At 66.1% G+C, this 15,172-nt stretch carries 15 protein-coding genes; all 15 read right to left on the bottom strand.

Annotation, left to right across the window (positions count from 1 at the left end; translation table 11 throughout):
• Positions 1-8 precede the first annotated feature (8 nt).
• The 15 genes from AC07ZH_RS07085 to AC07ZH_RS07155 all read right to left on the bottom strand — a co-directional run bounded on the left by AC07ZH_RS07085 (position 9) and on the right by AC07ZH_RS07155 (position 15,062).
• Complete coding sequence (locus tag AC07ZH_RS07085) at positions 9-3,467, bottom strand: ATP-binding protein (protein ID WP_495199128.1); 3,459 nt, start codon at positions 3,465-3,467, stop codon at positions 9-11.
• Entirely contained in the window at positions 3,460-4,134 is a 675-nt protein-coding gene (locus AC07ZH_RS07090) for a DUF4194 domain-containing protein (RefSeq protein ID WP_495199129.1), read from the bottom strand. Before AC07ZH_RS07090 ends, AC07ZH_RS07085 begins: the two co-directional genes overlap by 8 nt.
• A gap of 23 nt (positions 4,135-4,157) precedes the next feature.
• Positions 4,158-4,574 carry a type II toxin-antitoxin system VapC family toxin gene (locus AC07ZH_RS07095; RefSeq protein ID WP_495199130.1) on the bottom strand — a complete coding sequence of 139 codons (417 nt, stop codon included), beginning with the start codon at positions 4,572-4,574 and terminating at the stop codon, positions 4,158-4,160.
• Entirely contained in the window at positions 4,571-4,807 is a 237-nt protein-coding gene (locus tag AC07ZH_RS07100) for an AbrB/MazE/SpoVT family DNA-binding domain-containing protein (RefSeq protein WP_495199131.1), read from the bottom strand. Before AC07ZH_RS07100 ends, AC07ZH_RS07095 begins: the two co-directional genes overlap by 4 nt.
• A 226-nt stretch (positions 4,808-5,033) precedes the next feature.
• Positions 5,034-6,503, bottom strand: coding sequence for a DUF3375 domain-containing protein (locus tag AC07ZH_RS07105; protein WP_495199132.1), 1,470 nt, complete (start codon positions 6,501-6,503; stop codon positions 5,034-5,036).
• A gap of 29 nt (positions 6,504-6,532) precedes the next feature.
• The gene (gene queD / locus AC07ZH_RS07110; RefSeq protein ID WP_495199133.1) at positions 6,533-6,976 is read right to left on the bottom strand and encodes a 6-carboxytetrahydropterin synthase QueD; all 444 of its coding nucleotides are present in this window, start codon (positions 6,974-6,976) and stop codon (positions 6,533-6,535) included.
• 14 nt (positions 6,977-6,990) lie between these two features.
• Positions 6,991-7,626, bottom strand: coding sequence for a 7-carboxy-7-deazaguanine synthase (gene queE, locus AC07ZH_RS07115; RefSeq protein ID WP_495199134.1), 636 nt, complete (start codon positions 7,624-7,626; stop codon positions 6,991-6,993).
• A 34-nt stretch (positions 7,627-7,660) separates the two neighbouring features.
• Complete coding sequence (locus AC07ZH_RS07120; RefSeq protein WP_495199135.1) at positions 7,661-8,662, bottom strand: aminotransferase class I/II-fold pyridoxal phosphate-dependent enzyme; 1,002 nt, start codon at positions 8,660-8,662, stop codon at positions 7,661-7,663.
• Positions 8,662-9,738 (bottom strand): adenosylcobinamide-phosphate synthase CbiB, encoded by a 1,077-nt coding sequence (gene cbiB, locus AC07ZH_RS07125; protein ID WP_495199136.1) that lies wholly within the window; start codon positions 9,736-9,738, stop codon positions 8,662-8,664. The genes AC07ZH_RS07120 and cbiB overlap by 1 nt, the downstream gene beginning before the upstream one ends.
• A 14-nt stretch (positions 9,739-9,752) precedes the next feature.
• The gene (cobO, locus tag AC07ZH_RS07130) at positions 9,753-10,322 is read right to left on the bottom strand and encodes a cob(I)yrinic acid a,c-diamide adenosyltransferase (RefSeq protein ID WP_495199137.1); all 570 of its coding nucleotides are present in this window, start codon (positions 10,320-10,322) and stop codon (positions 9,753-9,755) included.
• Between the two features lie 10 nt (positions 10,323-10,332).
• Entirely contained in the window at positions 10,333-11,067 is a 735-nt protein-coding gene (locus AC07ZH_RS07135) for an ABC transporter ATP-binding protein (RefSeq protein ID WP_495199167.1), read from the bottom strand.
• A 62-nt stretch (positions 11,068-11,129) separates the two neighbouring features.
• Positions 11,130-12,251 (bottom strand): FecCD family ABC transporter permease, encoded by a 1,122-nt coding sequence (locus tag AC07ZH_RS07140; RefSeq protein WP_495199138.1) that lies wholly within the window; start codon positions 12,249-12,251, stop codon positions 11,130-11,132.
• Positions 12,248-13,156, bottom strand: coding sequence for an ABC transporter substrate-binding protein (locus AC07ZH_RS07145; RefSeq protein WP_495199139.1), 909 nt, complete (start codon positions 13,154-13,156; stop codon positions 12,248-12,250). The genes AC07ZH_RS07140 and AC07ZH_RS07145 overlap by 4 nt, the downstream gene beginning before the upstream one ends.
• Entirely contained in the window at positions 13,153-13,740 is a 588-nt protein-coding gene (locus tag AC07ZH_RS07150) for a bifunctional adenosylcobinamide kinase/adenosylcobinamide-phosphate guanylyltransferase (protein WP_495199140.1), read from the bottom strand. Before AC07ZH_RS07150 ends, AC07ZH_RS07145 begins: the two co-directional genes overlap by 4 nt.
• A complete protein-coding gene (locus AC07ZH_RS07155; RefSeq protein ID WP_495199141.1) occupies positions 13,737-15,062 on the bottom strand; it encodes a cobyrinic acid a,c-diamide synthase CobB in 1,326 nt (441 codons plus the stop codon). The genes AC07ZH_RS07150 and AC07ZH_RS07155 overlap by 4 nt, the downstream gene beginning before the upstream one ends.
• Positions 15,063-15,172 lie beyond the last annotated feature (110 nt).

Below are 15,172 nucleotides of genomic sequence, written 5' to 3' on the forward strand. Positions count from 1 at the left end.
GGAGATGGCTATCCAACATCACGTTCATCCAGACATGGAAGTTGTTCGGGAATCCGCCTACCTATTGTGGCCAAAGCTGATGCCACGTTTGTGCCATTGCTGCCGCGATCCATAGCTTCCACCCGTACCTTCTCCTCCCGATACGCCTCAATGCTCAGATTGCGCAGCCGCGAGTCGCGTCCATCCACGTTGTGCACAAAGCCCACGCTGGCGACAAAGGGCTCAATGATGTGGATTTTCTGCAGCGGGGTGACGATGAGCAACTGCAAGTTGAGCTTTTCAAACAATTGCAGTCCGTACTGCGCGGATTCGTCCGACCCCCGGCCAAAGGCTTCGTCGATGACCACAAACCTGAAGCTTTTGGAACGCGCTTCGCCCCAAGCCAAACCGAACTGGTAGGCAAGGCTGGCGGCCAGGATGGTGTAAGCCAGCTTTTCTTTTTGGCCGCCGGACTTGCCGCCCGCGTCGGAGTAATGCTCATGCTCGCGGCCATCCTCGCGCCAGCGCTCGCTGGCGGCAAACACGAACCAGTTGCGCACATCCGTCACCTTGGTGGTCCAGCGCCGATCCTGCTCGGTCTGGCCTTCGCGCCCGCGCAGGCGCTCGATGATGTGCTGGACCTGCAGGAACTTGGCTTCAGAATACTGGCTGTCCTGCCCCTCGACCTCCGCACCACCACCCAGCGCGCCGTCCAGGCAGGTGCGCAGCTCGGTCTGGAAATCGCGCACCTCCACGTCCTGCGCGGTCTGAAATTCCAGCGCAATGAAGCGGCCGGGGTTGTAGTCAATTTGCGTGAGGGACTGGTTGATGCGCTCAATGCGCTCCTTGATGGTCTCCCGCTCCTTGTTCAGCTGCGAGCTGAAGTTGGCCACTTCGCGGATGGTGTTCTCGTTGAGCGAGCGTTTGAAGTCGGCCTCAAAGCGCGGCAGGTCGTCCGCCACCAGGCGCTGCAGCAGGCTGCGGTATTCCCCGGCCGATCCGATGGACACATCGACCTCCTGGGTCTCGACAGGAAAGCGGTCGCTGAACGCGCGCATGGCATCGATGACCTTTTCCAGCACACGCCGGGCACGGCTGTCTTCGGTATCAATGGCTTTTTGCAGGCTGTCACGCATTTCGCGCTCGCGTGTATCGCACGACTCCACCGTCAGCGCCTGTGCGCCCTGCATCTCCTGCTGCAAGGCCTGCAGACGTGGCACATGCTGCTCAAATCGTTCGGGCCGCTGCGCCATCCGCCCTTCGGTATCCCGCTGGAGCGTCTGCGCATCGCTGATTTTTTGTTCGGTTTTGGAGCGTTTGTCGCGCTGCTCCAGAAGCTGTTTCTCGGTCCTCTCCATCGCTTGTTCCAGCGCCTTCAGTTGCTGGGCCAGTGCTGCCAGCACATCCGAGGCCGCTTCCAGCGCTGTCCGCTCATCGTTCAAGCGGGCGATGTCGCGGGCGTTGGCCTGCCAGTCCAGATCACTGTAGTCCGCAAACTCCTCCAGCTTGGCCAACGCTTCCTGGCGCGTGCGCAGGGCGGATTGCTCCTGTTGCAAGACACCGATGCGCGCACCCACCGCACCTAGCCGTGCCTCCAGCACACACTGTTTGCCCTCCAGCACGCCCAGCTTGGCGGTATTGCTCCAACCCAGCACGTAACGGCTGCGGTCGTCCAGACGGTGACGGTCGTCCTTTTCGTGGCGCTCACCTCCGGCCTTGATCTGCCCGGCCCGGGTGATGGCCCGGGGCTCGGCGCGAAACTGCTCTTGCGTGGTGCAACAGGCGTAGTCAAAACGGCGTGCCACCTCCGCCTCCAGCCAAGCATAGAACGCTGAATCGGGCTTGATAGCGATCTTGCGTGCCAGCGACTGGGCATGCAGTGGCGGCTGCTGCACACGCATGCTGCCACGCACCCGGTAGTACACAAGCCGCCCACGCAGGTGGGTGTTGTCCACCCACTGCGCCACCTGGGCGTAATGCGCGTCAGGCACCAACAGCGAGAGAGCGAAGTTGTGCAGCACGCGCTCGGCCGCCCCTTCCCAGTCGCGCGCGTCGTCGTGTAGCTGCAGCAGCTCCCCGGCAAACGGCAGATCGCCCTCACGCAAGCACAGTGCCTGGCACAGCAGGGTGCGCAGGGAAATTTGCGCGGAGTCGATGTTGCTGCGCCGTGCGCGCAGGCTTTTCACTTCGTCCAACAGTCGCTGGTGTTCGCTGCGCCCTTGGGCCAGTTCGACACCGTGCTCGGTCAGTTCGTTTTGCAACTCCACCTCGCGCACGGCATCGGTCGCGCGGCGCTGCGCGCACCCTTGCTGCTGGGTTTGCAGCTCTTCGCGATTGGCCGCCTGCAACAAGCCCAGGCTGCGGCGCAAGGTGTCATAGCGGTGGGCATTTTTCTGGCGCCGTTCCTGCTCGGTCTGCTGGCGCTGGATTTCGGCGTCGATCTGGGCGATGCGATCGCCGCCGTTTTGGGCCATAGACAGACGCAATGCCCGTTCCGTGGCCTGCTGCCCCTGCTTCTGCGCTTCCAACCGTTCGACCTTGGCGGACTCGCTCGCCAGGCTGGCGCCAAGGTTTTCCAGCCGTTGCGCCAGCAGCGCCTGCTTGTGACCGGCAAACCAGGGTTTGAGCGCCTCGCGGCACAGCCGCAACTCGGCCACAGTGTCCACCAGGGCCGCATGTTTGTCGCAGTCCGCCACCAGCGGCGTGAGCAGGTCGACTTGCTGCTTGGCTTTCAGCACGGCCGCGTGGGCACGGCTCAAGTCGTCAAAGTGCGCCAGCAGGCCCGCAATACGCGGGGCCACGTCAAAAGGCTCCAGCATGTGGTGGCGCACAAAGTCGGTCAGGTTGCCCACCGATTTCATCGACACGGTCTGGTGGAACAGCTCGAGCGCCTGCTCGCCCATGTTGCCAAAGCGGCGGCGAAAGTGGGCGCTGTAGGGCGGGAAGCTGTCAAACAAGGCTACGCCCGCTTTACGCAGGCGGGCACGCAGCGAGGTCACTGCCGTGCCGAAACCCGAAAAATCTCCGGTCAGCGACAGTGCCTGGTCCGCCACGGCGTAAAAGCGCTCGGGCTGGCCGAACGTATCCTTCATCCAGAACACCTGGGCCAAGCTCACGGTCTGGTCAAACCCGTCGTTGTGGAACACACCCAGAATCACCGCGTAGTGGCTGGCATCGCGCAGCGCCACCGGCTTGGCATTTCCACTGGTCTCGTTGCGCTCAGACTTGTAATGCCCCAGCACATAGGAGCGTAGCGAGCGCTCACGCGCGTCGGCGCCCGCAGCCTTGTTGTAAGCGATGCGATGGGCCGGCACCAAGAGCGTGGTGATGGCGTCCACCAGCGTGGACTTGCCCGAGCCAATGTCGCCGGTCAGCAAGCCGTTGCGGCCCTGCAGATCCAGCATCCAGACCCGCTTGTCAAACGTGCCCCAGTTGAAGACTTCCAGGCGTGACAACCGAAAACCAGCGAGCGTGGCGTTGTCATTCATCGTCTGGCTCAGGAGCATTGGGCGATGCCAGTTGTGCTTGGTAAGCCGCCAACCGTGCATCGAAATCAGCCAGCCACTGCGCGTCCACAAAAGCCTTGAGAATGCGGCGCACTTCATACACCGGTTCTGATGCCGCGCGGCCGGCAGAGCCTTCGGCCGGGGCTTTGAGGCGGCGCACAAAACCCAGTTCGATCACCTTGTTCAGATGGGTTTCAATCTGATCGATCAGGCGGGACTCATTGGAACCTGCGGGCAGAAACACCCGCACCAGTTCGACCACCGCGCTACGGGTCAGAATCAGTCGCGTCTCACCGCCGCTGGCATCGAACTCGGCCAGTTTCTTGCGCAACAGCGCCAGCAGCAGGCTGACCTGAAAGCTCAAAGGCTGGCGGCGCACCAGGCGCGGCAGCTTGGGAACTCCCTCGTCCGCCTGTAGCTGGCCGCGCAAAAAGGCATAGCCCTCGGCTTCGTCCACCACCAGGTCGAGCACCAGCACGGCCACATAGTCGCGCACACGCGCCTGCAGTTGCAGCAAGGCCGCCCACTGGCTGGCATCGTCTTCGCGGTACAGCACACCCTTCATCAAGGGAACAACCAGACTGGTCAGATCAGATTGAGGAACACTGGGACTGGACTCGGGCGTTGAGGGAAGACTTTCGTGGGACATGGAAAAACCTTCCGTGCGCACCATCAAACCGGCAGCAGCTTGACGGGTGGCTTCCAACTCTTGGCACTGGCTCGGCGCGCAAATTTTTTGTCATCAAACGTGGCCAGGCTGCTGCAATGGCGGCTTGAGGCATGGTGCAGCGCATCGGCAAAGTCAAACCCATCACCCAAAGCGGTTGCGGCCAGTTCCACCGCCACGCGATCTTCCACCTCCAGGTTGGGCATGGTCAGCAAATGCGTCAGCACCGCCAGCACATCCTCAGGCGGGCTCTTGTAGTAGCCACGCAGCACCCACTCCAGCTCCAGCACCACGGTTTTGCTGACAAACAAGGACTTGCCGCTTTCCAGCAACTTTCTGGCCGCCGCGCTTTGCTTTTGTGAAGGCGCATCGCTGCTGGCCACGTAGTAGCGGGCCAGCACGTTCGTGTCCAACGCAATCATGGCGCTTCAGTGACCAGGCTGGCCACATCAAAATCCGCAGGCACCCCTTTGCGCCGACTTTTGATCAACCCGAAGCCACTGTCCTGCGTCTGCCGGACCGCGCGCGCGGGCCGCAGGGCGATGTGGTCGCCTTCGATTTCAAATGTCACGGCCATGCCTTGCTTGAGCCCAAAGTGTTGGCGCACATCGCGCGGAATGGTGACTTGCCCTTTGCTGGTCAACGTGGTTTGCATGGCAATGCCCCAAAAAAGTATTACTTGGTAATACTAACACGATAGAACATGATGAGAGCCGCCCTCAGAGGCGGAGAGTTTTTCGGCCGCCTCCAAAAGGCGCGCCAAAACGCGCCGAATCTAGGCGCAAAACGCAGCCATAGCTCAGACTATGGCGAGTATTTGCATCGACGAGTCGGTGTGTTTTGGCGTACATGGTAGGCATGGATGAAAGGCCATCAGCCTCTCAACCCCGCACAAAAATCACACGCGGCAAGGTGGCTTGCCGGGTTACCCAGCCGCCTGCCTCATCTGGCATGCCCCACGCCACCGTGTCCTCGGTGGCCTCGTCCACCACCGAACCCGGCGACTCGCTGGCCAGTTGCAGATAGGCCACCAGCTCACCCAGGCCCTGCTGCAGCGGGCGGGTGTGCAGCAATTCGGCCAAGGTGACCTGCTCCCGGGTTTGCAGGGATTGGCGGATGTGTGCCGACAACGCGGCCTTGTCCACGCGCACCTGCGAAAACAGCGCAGCCGCATTCACGTCTTCCTCACCCACCTGCAGTGCCACGCTGGCCAGCGCAGTCTGCACGGGCAGCTGGTACAGCGGGCGCTCCAGCGCCAGGTCCACATCGGCGCCCATGGTGCCGATCTGCATGAAATCCGGCGTGCGCAGGGCCGCCGGCACCGCATCGCGCAGGGCGATGGCCTTGCCTTCGATACCGCGCAATATGTCCATGATGCGGCGGTTTTCCAGCCAGACCTTGTCGTCCAGAAAGCGGCGCAACTGCTGCGAAAGCTGGGCCACGGTGCGCTGGGCGTATTCCCCGGCCTCCAGCCAGTCGTAGTGCACCCGTTTCAGGCGCACGTTCGGTGCCAGGGCCGACACCGGTGGCAAATCCAGCACCCGCGCCAATAACGCAGTGAATTCTTCCTGGCGGGACTGCGACATCAAAAAATCCCAGAACGCACGAAAGCTCTTACCCTGGTCGGACTCGGCAATGGCGTCCCGCTCGCCCATGATTTCTTGCAGCAACTCCCCTTTGCCCCCGTCCCACAGGGCGATGCGCTCTCGCACAGCACGGTCGAGCGCGCGAAAGTTGTTTTCCACCTCACGAAAATCCGCCAGCAACTCGCGCGCCAGGCCTGTGAACTGCTGGAAACGGTCTTTGAGCGCGGTGTCGTCCAGCAAGGCAATGTTGCCCTCCACCACCCGGGCGATTTCCGCGTCGATGGCCTCGCGCTGCTTGTGCAGCTCGGCCATGCGGGCCTGGGGGTTGGTCTCGCTGCCATCGCTCATTTGCTTGAGCAGGCCAAACAGCGTGAGCAAACGCGACTCTGTCCCCACGAAGGACCGGTCCGAAAGGCTGCCCAGCCAGGCCAAGGCGCGCTCGGTGGTTGGGGTCAGGTCGAAGTGCGGCTCGTCCGACCCGACCGGGTAGAACTTTCGCAGCCAGCCTTTGTCGTTGGCGGCCCAATCGTTCAGATACTCTTGCGCCGACTTCGGGAATGCCTTGGACCCCAACTGCTCGCGCAGGCCATAGAGCGTGTCTTCCAGCGCCTCGACCAGATTCGACTGCACCATCACCCGCACGTTGGGCACCACAAAAACGCGGTGCAGGAAACTGGCCACCAGCGGTGCCGAGTCCGCCGCCAGCAGGCGCCAGGCCGGGTGCTGGCGGCGCTGCAGTTCCAACGTGGTGTAGTCGAGGTTCATGCGCTGCCTACATCCGCAATGAGCGAGAATTAACCGTCTACCTCCGCCCAGCAATTGGGCGTCTCGTACAGCGTCACCTTGGTCAGCGACAGGTGGCGGCCGAAGCGGTCGTGGTAAACGTCTTTGAGAATGTCAAACGCGGCCTGGGCCAGGTTTTCCACCGTGGGCACGCGGTCGATGACCACCGTCTTGTGGCCCGGCATGCTGTCCAGAAAGGCGCGCACGGCGGTGTCTTTTTCATGGACGATGAAGGCGTGGTCCCACAGGTCCACCAGGTGCACCTTGGCCAGCGCCTTGATGTCGCCAAAGTCCATGACCATCCCGTTGTCGGATGCGCCGTCTTTTTGCACCACATCGCCTGTGAGCGTGATAAGCAGCGTATAGCGGTGGCCGTGCAGGTTGCGGCACTGGCTGTTGTGGTCGGGAATGCGATGGCCGGCATCGAACTCCATTTTTCGCGTAATGGTCAGCATGGGTAGGTTCTGTTTCAGGGAATCTGCAGCAGCTTGTGGGTCTGCACCGACAGGTTCCACAGGGGATGGGCTTTGCAGAAGCCAATGGCTAGGCGCAGATTCGTGGCCTGCAGTGGCCCGTCCATGGCCTGCACAAAATGGTGTTCAAAATCCAGCGCGGCATAGTCGTCCAAGGGCTGTCCGGGCTGCGGAATGACGACCTTGATCTCATTGCCCCGGCGCACCACCAGTTCCGCGCCCATCTTGGGGCTGACGCAGACCCAGTCCACGCCGCCAGGAACCGGCAGCGTGCCGTTGGTTTCAATGGCCACCGCAAACCCGGCCGCATGCAGGGCGTCGATCAGGGGGGCATCGAGCTGCAACAGCGGCTCGCCGCCTGTGCAGACCACGTATTTCTGCGCGGGGTAGTCCACAGGCCACAGGGCGTTGATACGCGCGGCCAGGCTGGCCGCGTCGGCAAACTTGCCACCACCTTCGCCATCGGTGCCCACAAAGTCGGTATCGCAGAACTGGCACACCGCGCTGGCACGGCCCTCTTCCACGCCGCTCCAGAGGTTGCACCCGGCAAAACGGCAGAACACGGCTGGGCGCCCGGCATGGTGGCCTTCGCCTTGCAGGGTATAGAAAATTTCCTTGACGCTATAGGTCATGGGGGGCCTCACACATCGACACGGGGGCGTATTGTCACCACCCGGTGCCAGACACCGCTGCCAGCAAGGCCTCCTGGGCCTGTGGCCCCAGAACGCCCAGCCGATACCAGCCGGTCAGACCGAAGGACGTGGTATCGCGCAGCTTGATGCCCTGCGCGCGCAAGTCGCGCAGCCGTTCGGGCCGGGCGGCACCCGGTGGTCGCGCGCAGAAGTAATTGGCCTGGCTGCCGGGCAGCACCTGCCAGCCCATGGCGGCACACAACGCCATCTGGCGCGCCTTCCAGTCGCGCAGCGTGGGCAGGCACTCGGCCAGCCAGCGCTGCGTGCGCGGTTGCACCCAGGCCTGCAGCAGCGCCACGCCGTGCGCACCCACGGGCCAGGAGGGGGCCAGTGCCATGAGTGCCGCAGCATCGGTTTCGCTGCCCTGCGGCGCGATGGCGTAGGCCGCTCGCACGCCCGTCAGGCCCAGGGCCTTGTTGGGTGTCCAGAGCTGCCAAAGGGCGCCCAGACGCCCCGGCGGGAGTGCGACGCCTTCAAGGCGCAAGGGTTGGTAAGCGCAGTCGAGCACGCACAGTGTTTGCGCAGGCACACCCGCCTGTAGCCAGTCGGCCAGCATGGCATCACCCCGGCCCAGCGGGCTGGAGGGCTCGCAGGCCCAGTGCAGCGTCGCGCCCACCCCAGGCGCATGCTGCACCGCCAAGCCCCAGGCGCGGGCGGCCTGGGCGTAGTCGCCGTAGCCATGCTGGGGTACGGCCACGGCGCGCACACCGCGCTGAGCGGCCAATGCGGTGATGCGGTGGATGAATTCGCTGGCGCTGCCCGCCAGCACGATGCGTGCGGGCGCCACGCCGTGAAAGGCGGCCAACTGCGCGCGCAAGGCGGCGTAGGCCGGGTCGGGGTAGCGCGTGGCATCGGCCTGCTGCACGGCGGCCAGCGCCTCGGGGCACGGACCGCAGGCATTGGCGTTGGTGGAAAAGTCGTGCAGCGGCACGCCCTGGACATCGGGGCCGCCGTGCATGAGGCATGCATTCGGCATCAGGAACCCCTACAGAAAACTACCAAAACAATAGCTGACAGCGCAATCAGGACAAGCGCTAGAGCCACTTTTGACACCAAATTCTGCGCACGCGCAGCATCGTGCGCCGTGGGCACGCGGCCCGCCGCATGGAGCTGGTACACGCCGGGCTTGGTCAGCCGCACGCCCAGCGCCAGCGCCATCGCCGCCATGGGCCAGCCGCTGTTGGGCGACGGGGTCTTGCGGGCTTCCTGCGCCAACCTGCGCAGTGGCACGCCCCCGGCCATCAGCGCCAGCAGCAGAGCCGTCAGCCGCGCCGGCAGCCACGAGAGCACATCGTCGGCCCGTGCCGCCCATTTGCCGGCCCATTGCCAGTAGCGGCCGCCGCGCATGCCGGGGTAGCCCCACATGGCGTCGGCGGTATTGGAAAATCGGTACAGCACCGCGCCCGGTAGGCCCGCCAGCGCGAACCAGAACAGGGGCGCCACCACCGAATCGTTCAGGTTTTCGGCCAACGATTCGATGGCGCTCTGGCGCACTTCATCGGCACTGAGCCGGTCCACCTCGCGGCTGACCACCCAGGCCAGGCGCGCACGGCCCGCCTGCAGCGATTCACCCAGAGCAGTTTCCACGGCGCGCACTTCGCCTTGCAGCGCGGCCAGCGCCAGCATTGGCTTGAGCAGCAGGCCCAGCGCCGTGGCCGTCAGCACGGTGACCAAGGCCGTTTGCACCGCTTGCGCACCCGCCATGCCAACGCCTTCAATATCCAGCCCCGGGGGATGGGCAGGCGCCGGGACACTGAGCCACAGCACCACGCCTTGCAAAATGGCGGCTGCTATCGTTACAAGAGCTGCCAAGGCACACCAGGCAAGCGCTGCAAGCCAAAAATTCTTCAAACTTCTGGCGGTCTCGGCAGCCGGTGCGATGCGCGCCCCGCAGGCCTCCAGGGCGCGGCCCATCCACACCACCGGGTGCCAGCGCGCAGGCGGCTCGCCCCAGAGGCGGTCCACCGCCAGCGCCACGAGCACGGCCAGCGCCAGGCAGGCGCCACCAAAACCAGGATGCGCCGCGAGGGGATGGAGCCAGTACCAGAGCATGCAACGGGGGCCGTTCAGTCCTCAATCCCACGCTGCGCCGGAATGCCTGCCTGGAAGGCATGCTTGATCAGCGCCATCTCGGTCACGGTGTCGGCCAGTTCGATGATCTCCGGCGGGCAGCGGCGGCCGGTGAGCACCACATGCACGTCCTTGGGCCGCGTGCGCAGCGTCTCCAGCACGGGTTCCAAGGGCAGCCAGCCGTAGATCAGCGGGTAGGTGATTTCGTCGAGCACCACCAGGAAGTGATCGCCCGAGGCGATGGCGGCGCGCGCCCTGTCCCAGCCGTCGCGCGCCAGCTGCGCCGAGTGCTCCAGGTCTTTGCTCTTCCACGAAAAGCCGTCGCCCAGCCCCTCGATGGGAATGCCGAGCTGCTCGAACACGCGGTGCTCGCCAAAGCGCGCGCTGGGCACCTTCATGAACTGGAAGATGCGCACCGCCTTGCCGCGCCCGTGCGCACGCAGTGCCAGGCCAAAGGCGGCGGTGCTTTTGCCCTTGCCGTCGCCGGTGTTCACGATGACCAAACCTCGGCGCTCGCCTTCCGGTTTTGCGTAATGTTTCTCGGTGGGTGCGGTTTCGATTTCCATGGAGTCCTTGTCAGACGACAGCTTCAGGGGCGTGCAGGCGGGGCAAGGCCAGCCACTGGCCCTGGACGCGGTGGATGGTGATGCGCTGGTCGAACACGGCCTCCAGCGCACGGTGCGTGGCCGGGTCGCGCGCGGCGCCGTGGTGCTGCAGGCGGCCGTCCTGCAGCACGGCCACGTCATCGGCCTGCAGCGCCATCGACAGCTCATGCAGCACGCTGACCACCGTGCAGCCGCGTGCCACCAGGCTGCGCACCAGCAGCAGCCAATCGGCCTGGTGCGGCGGATCGAGGTTGGCCAGCGGCTCATCCATCAGCAGCACCGGAGCGTTCACGGCCAGGGCGCGCGCCAGCAGCACGCGCTGGCGCTCGCCGCCCGAGAGCTGGCCCAGCGGGCGCTCGCGCCAGGCCCAGGCCTGCGTCTGGCGCAACGCCGCTTCGGCGGCGGCGTGGTCGGCGGCGCTGGGCGGCTGCAGCCAGCCTTGGTGCGGCAGGCGGCCCAGCAGCGCCACGTCAAGCACCGTCAGGTCGTCGGCCGCCGCTTCGTTCTGGCCCAGCCAGGCCATCTGGCGGGCGCGCTCGCGGGCGGGCCAGTCGTGCAAGCTGCGACCCAACAAAGCGACCTGGCCACTCTTTACCGACAGCAGCCCAGCCAGCACCTTGAGCAAGGTCGATTTGCCCGCACCGTTGGGGCCGACGATGCTGGTCCAGCGGCCTGCAGCCAGCGGCAGCGTGATGCCGTGCAATATGGAGCATTTTCCTATGCTAGCGCTTACCTGGTCTGCGCCAATAGCTATTTTTTCAGTAGCAATCACAACAACCCCCCAGGGGATGTGCGCCGGTGCATCAGCCACAGCAAATAGCCGCCGCCGAGCACGGCGGTGAGCACGCCCACGGGCAGCTCCTGCGGCGCGAGCAGCCCACGCGCGAGCAGGTCGGCGCCGGCGAGCAGCGCGCCGCCCATCAGGCTGGACAGCAGCATCAGCCGCCCGTGCGGCACCGGAGCGGCGGCGCGCACCAGGTGCGGCGCGGCCAGGCCGACAAAGGCAATCAAACCGGTCTGCGCCACTGCGGTGCCCGTGGCCAGCGCCAGCGCCGCCACCAGCGCGGCGCGCAGCGGCGCCAGCCGCAGCCCCAGGCTCAGGGCGGTGGCTTCGCCCAGCGCCAGGCCATCGAGCCCACGCGCCAGCAGCCAGGCCACCACCAGGCACAGCAGCCACACACCCGCCATCAGCACGCAGGAAGTCCAGCCGACAAAGCCGGTGGAGCCCAGCAAAAACGCCTGCATGGCCTGCAGCGAATCGGGCGACAGCAGCAGGATGAGCGAGGTGAGCGCCCCCAGCACCACGCCCACGATGACGCCCGCCAGCAGCAGGCGCAGCGTGTGCTGCACGCCGCGCGCCAGTGCCAGCGTCAGCAGCACCGCCAGCACCGCGCCCACAAAGGCCGCGCCCGTCAGCCCCAGGCGCACCAGCCAGTGGCTGGAATACACCGAGACGGTGATGGCGCTTTGCGCCCCGCCCAGCATGCCGGCGCCGCCGCCCATCAGGGCCAGCGCCAGCGCCACGCCCAGCGAGGCGCCCGAGGCACTGCCCAGCAGATACGGGTCGGCCAGCGGGTTGCGAAACAGCCCCTGCGCCACCGCACCCGCCAGCCCGAGCAGCGCGCCTGCACACCAGGCGCCGAGCGTGCGCGGCAGGCGAATGTCCCAGACGATTTTCTGCGCCATGGCGTGCGCCGCGCTGTCGCCCTGCGGGTTCCACAGCGCGGGCAAGAGGTTTTCAAACCCGCTGCTGCCCACCGCCGTGCCCAGCACGAACAGGCCCAGCGCCAGAGCGATGAGCACCAGCGCCAGCCAACGGCCGCGCCGTGCGTGCACGGTGCTGGCACAGGTGGGCAAGGTGGCGGGCGGCAGGGGCATGACGGCGCTCATCGTCGCACGTCTTTCCGGGGCGCTTTGTCGGTGAGACAGGTCGCCATCAGGCGGGCCGCTTCGGCCATGCGCGGGCCGGGGCGGATCAGCACGTCGGACTGCGCTGCGTCAAAGCGGCAGAGCCGGCCGTCCCGCAGTGCGCGCATCTGGCTCCAGCCGGGGCGCGCGGTCAGGCCCTCTGCGCTGCGCGCCCCGACCATGATGAGGTCAGGGTCGGCGCGCACCACGAATTCGGGGTTGAGTTTGGGGAAAGGTCCGAGCGCCGCGGGAACAATGTTGCGGGCCCCCAGCCGTGCGAGCGTCTCGCCAATAAAGGAGGCCGGGCCTGCCGCGTACGGCCCGCTGTTGACTTCGAAATACACCCGCGTGCCGCGCACCGAGGCGGGCAACGACTGGGCGGCGGCCTGCACGCCCGCATCGATCACGCGCCAGACCTGCTGCGCATCGGCCACGCCCAGCACCTGGCCCACCTTGCCGAGCACACGCTGCACGTCGGCGTGCGTCTTGGGCTCCAGCGCCACCACTTTCACACCCAAGGATTCGAGCTGCGCCTGGGCGCGCGACGAGGTCGCCATCAGCACCACGTCGGGCCGCAGCGCCACGATGGCCTCGATGTTCGGGTCCAGCCCGCCACCCACCCCCTGCAGTCGCACCACCTGCGCAGGCCAGTTGGAATAGCGGTCCACGCCCACCAGGCGCTCGCAGGCACCGAGCGCGCACACGGTCTCCGTCAGCGAGGGCAGCAGGCTGACGATGCGCTCGGGCGGGTGGGCCAGCGTGACGGTTCGGCCCCGATCGTCCACCACGCTGATGGGCGCAGCCTGGGCCAGCGTGGCCATGAGCAGCACCAGCACCAGCAACACGGCCAGCACCGCGAGAATGCGTTTGATGGGCGTGGGTTTCATGGCGGGTCCTTCAAGGTGAGCGGCAGCCCGGCCGCCATCAGCGTGACGCGCTCGCAGGCCTGCGCCGCCTGCTGGTTCAAAAGGCCCAGTGCATCGACAAAGGCGCGCACTTCGCGTCCCATGGGAATGACCCCCAGGCCGATCTCGTTGCCCACCAGAACAACGGGCCCGGGGGTTTTCGCCAATACTTCAAAAAAGAGAGCTGCTTGCGCACGCCATCCGTGCGTTAGAGCCTCTTTTTTATCAAAATTTTTATCGTGCCGAAATAGCCAGTGGGTCAGCCACAGCGTCAGGCAATCCACAACGATGAGCGTATCCGGTGCGCCGTGCTGCGCCAGGGCACCCGCCACATCGCGCGGCTCCTCCAGCGTCTGCATGCGCGGCACGCGCGCGGCGCGGTCGCTCTGGTGGCGGGCAATGCGCTGGCGCATTTCCTCATCGCGCGCCTCTGCGGTAGCAATCAACAGCGCGCGGTGCGCGGGGTTGGCTGCCAGCCACGCAGCCGCCAGCGCCTCGGCGCGGCGCGATTTGCCGCTTTTCTGGCCACCCAGAATCAGTTCACCACGGGCCACGGACAGGCTCATACGCTGCCTCCGAGCAACTGCGCCACCGCCACCGGGTTCGAGGCGAACCAGGCGTGGAAGTAGCTGGCACGCAGGCTGCCCAAGGCGAACAGCGGCTCGCCGTCTGCATCTGCTCCGCCGGGCCGGCTGCTGCGAACGAGCACCGGGGCGCTGCAGTCGGCGGTCGAGTAATGGAAGCTGTGGCCGCGCAGCATCTGGCCCGCCAAATCCAGTTGCCGCGGCCCGAGCGACGCCAGGCGCGCTTGCATGGCCGCTGTGCCGGGCAGCAGGCCCCACATGGCTTGCACGCTGCCGTCTTGCAGGCGCAGCGACTCGAACAGCGCCAGCATGCCGCCGCATTCGGCCCACAGGGGTTTGTCTGCGGCCAGATGGGCGCGCAGGCCGTCTTGCAGGCCCCGGTTGGCGGCAAGTTGCGCCGCGTGCAGTTCGGGGTAACCGCCGGGCAGCCACACGGCATCGCAAGCCGGCAAGGCATCGCCCGCCAGCGGCGAAAAAAACCGCACCTGGGCGCCAAGCTGCGCCAGGGTATCGAGGTTGGCCGGGTAGATGAAGCTGAACGCCGCGTCGCGCGCCACGGCCACCGTGCGGCCAGCCAGCAGCGGGGGCACGGGCAGACGGTCGGGCAGCGCCGGGAAATCCACCGCCCAGCGCTGCAGTTCGACCAAATCCATTTGCCCCAACGGTGTGGCGGCCAACGCATCGGCGGCGGCGTCCAGCCGGGCCAGCGCATCCGGCAGTTCGTGCGCCGCCACCAGGCCCAGGTGGCGCTCGGGCAGCAGGGCGGCATTCTCCAATGCCACGCGCGGCAAGGCACCCAGCCAGTCGGCCGGCTCCCGCAGGCCGCGCTGCAGCATCTCGGCATGGCGCTCGCCCGCCACGCGGTTGGCCAGCACACCCGCCCAAGGCAAGTCCGGCTGGTAGTGCCGCAGGCCATGCGCCAGCGCGCCAAAGGTGCCGGCCATGGCCGAGGCATCGACAACCGCCAGCACCGGCACGCCAAAGTGTCGCGCCAGATCGGCGGCACTGGGCTCACCATCGAACAGACCCATGACACCTTCGATGAGCACCAGGTCGGCATCGCACGCAGCGGCATGCAGGCGCGCGGCGCAATCCTCGGCGCCGTTGATCCACAAATCGAGCGAATGCACGGGCGTGCCGCTGGCGAGCTGGTGCCAGTGCGGGTCGAGAAAATCCGGCCCGCACTTGAACACGCGCACGCGCCGCCCCTGGCGCGCATGCAGGCGCGCCAGGGCCGCCACCACCGTGGTCTTGCCCTGGCCCGAGGCCGGGGCGGCAATCAAAAGTGCAGGACAGAAAGCCATATCAATCGCCCAAGGCCCACGAAACCGGCGCGCTCCCATGCCAGCGGACGCCGTGGAACTGGCTTTGCCAGGCCACTGGCGTCGTCCCCCTCCCCACGCGAAGCGTGAGA

It is taken from the genome of Simplicispira sp. GW247-4R2A, assembly GCF_059424465.1.

Excerpts from the sequence above, each read along its gene's own strand:
- AC07ZH_RS07090 (WP_495199129.1), bottom strand. The coding sequence starts at position 4,134 with ATGTCCCACGAAAGTCTTCCCTCAACGCCCGAGTCCAGTCCCAGTGTT.
- queD (WP_495199133.1), bottom strand. The coding sequence starts at position 6,976 with ATGCTGACCATTACGCGAAAAATGGAGTTCGATGCCGGCCATCGCATT.
- AC07ZH_RS07100 (WP_495199131.1), bottom strand. The coding sequence starts at position 4,807 with ATGCAAACCACGTTGACCAGCAAAGGGCAAGTCACCATTCCGCGCGAT.
- AC07ZH_RS07085 (WP_495199128.1), bottom strand. The coding sequence starts at position 3,467 with ATGAATGACAACGCCACGCTCGCTGGTTTTCGGTTGTCACGCCTGGAA.
- AC07ZH_RS07150 (WP_495199140.1), bottom strand. The coding sequence starts at position 13,740 with ATGAGCCTGTCCGTGGCCCGTGGTGAACTGATTCTGGGTGGCCAGAAA.
- AC07ZH_RS07120 (WP_495199135.1), bottom strand. The coding sequence starts at position 8,662 with ATGCCGAATGCATGCCTCATGCACGGCGGCCCCGATGTCCAGGGCGTG.
- queE (WP_495199134.1), bottom strand. The coding sequence starts at position 7,626 with ATGACCTATAGCGTCAAGGAAATTTTCTATACCCTGCAAGGCGAAGGC.
- AC07ZH_RS07105 (WP_495199132.1), bottom strand. The coding sequence starts at position 6,503 with ATGAACCTCGACTACACCACGTTGGAACTGCAGCGCCGCCAGCACCCG.
- AC07ZH_RS07155 (WP_495199141.1), bottom strand. The coding sequence starts at position 15,062 with ATGGCTTTCTGTCCTGCACTTTTGATTGCCGCCCCGGCCTCGGGCCAG.
- AC07ZH_RS07145 (WP_495199139.1), bottom strand. The coding sequence starts at position 13,156 with ATGAAACCCACGCCCATCAAACGCATTCTCGCGGTGCTGGCCGTGTTG.
- AC07ZH_RS07140 (WP_495199138.1), bottom strand. The coding sequence starts at position 12,251 with ATGAGCGCCGTCATGCCCCTGCCGCCCGCCACCTTGCCCACCTGTGCC.
- AC07ZH_RS07095 (WP_495199130.1), bottom strand. The coding sequence starts at position 4,574 with ATGATTGCGTTGGACACGAACGTGCTGGCCCGCTACTACGTGGCCAGC.
- cobO (WP_495199137.1), bottom strand. The coding sequence starts at position 10,322 with ATGGAAATCGAAACCGCACCCACCGAGAAACATTACGCAAAACCGGAA.
- cbiB (WP_495199136.1), bottom strand. The coding sequence starts at position 9,738 with ATGCTCTGGTACTGGCTCCATCCCCTCGCGGCGCATCCTGGTTTTGGT.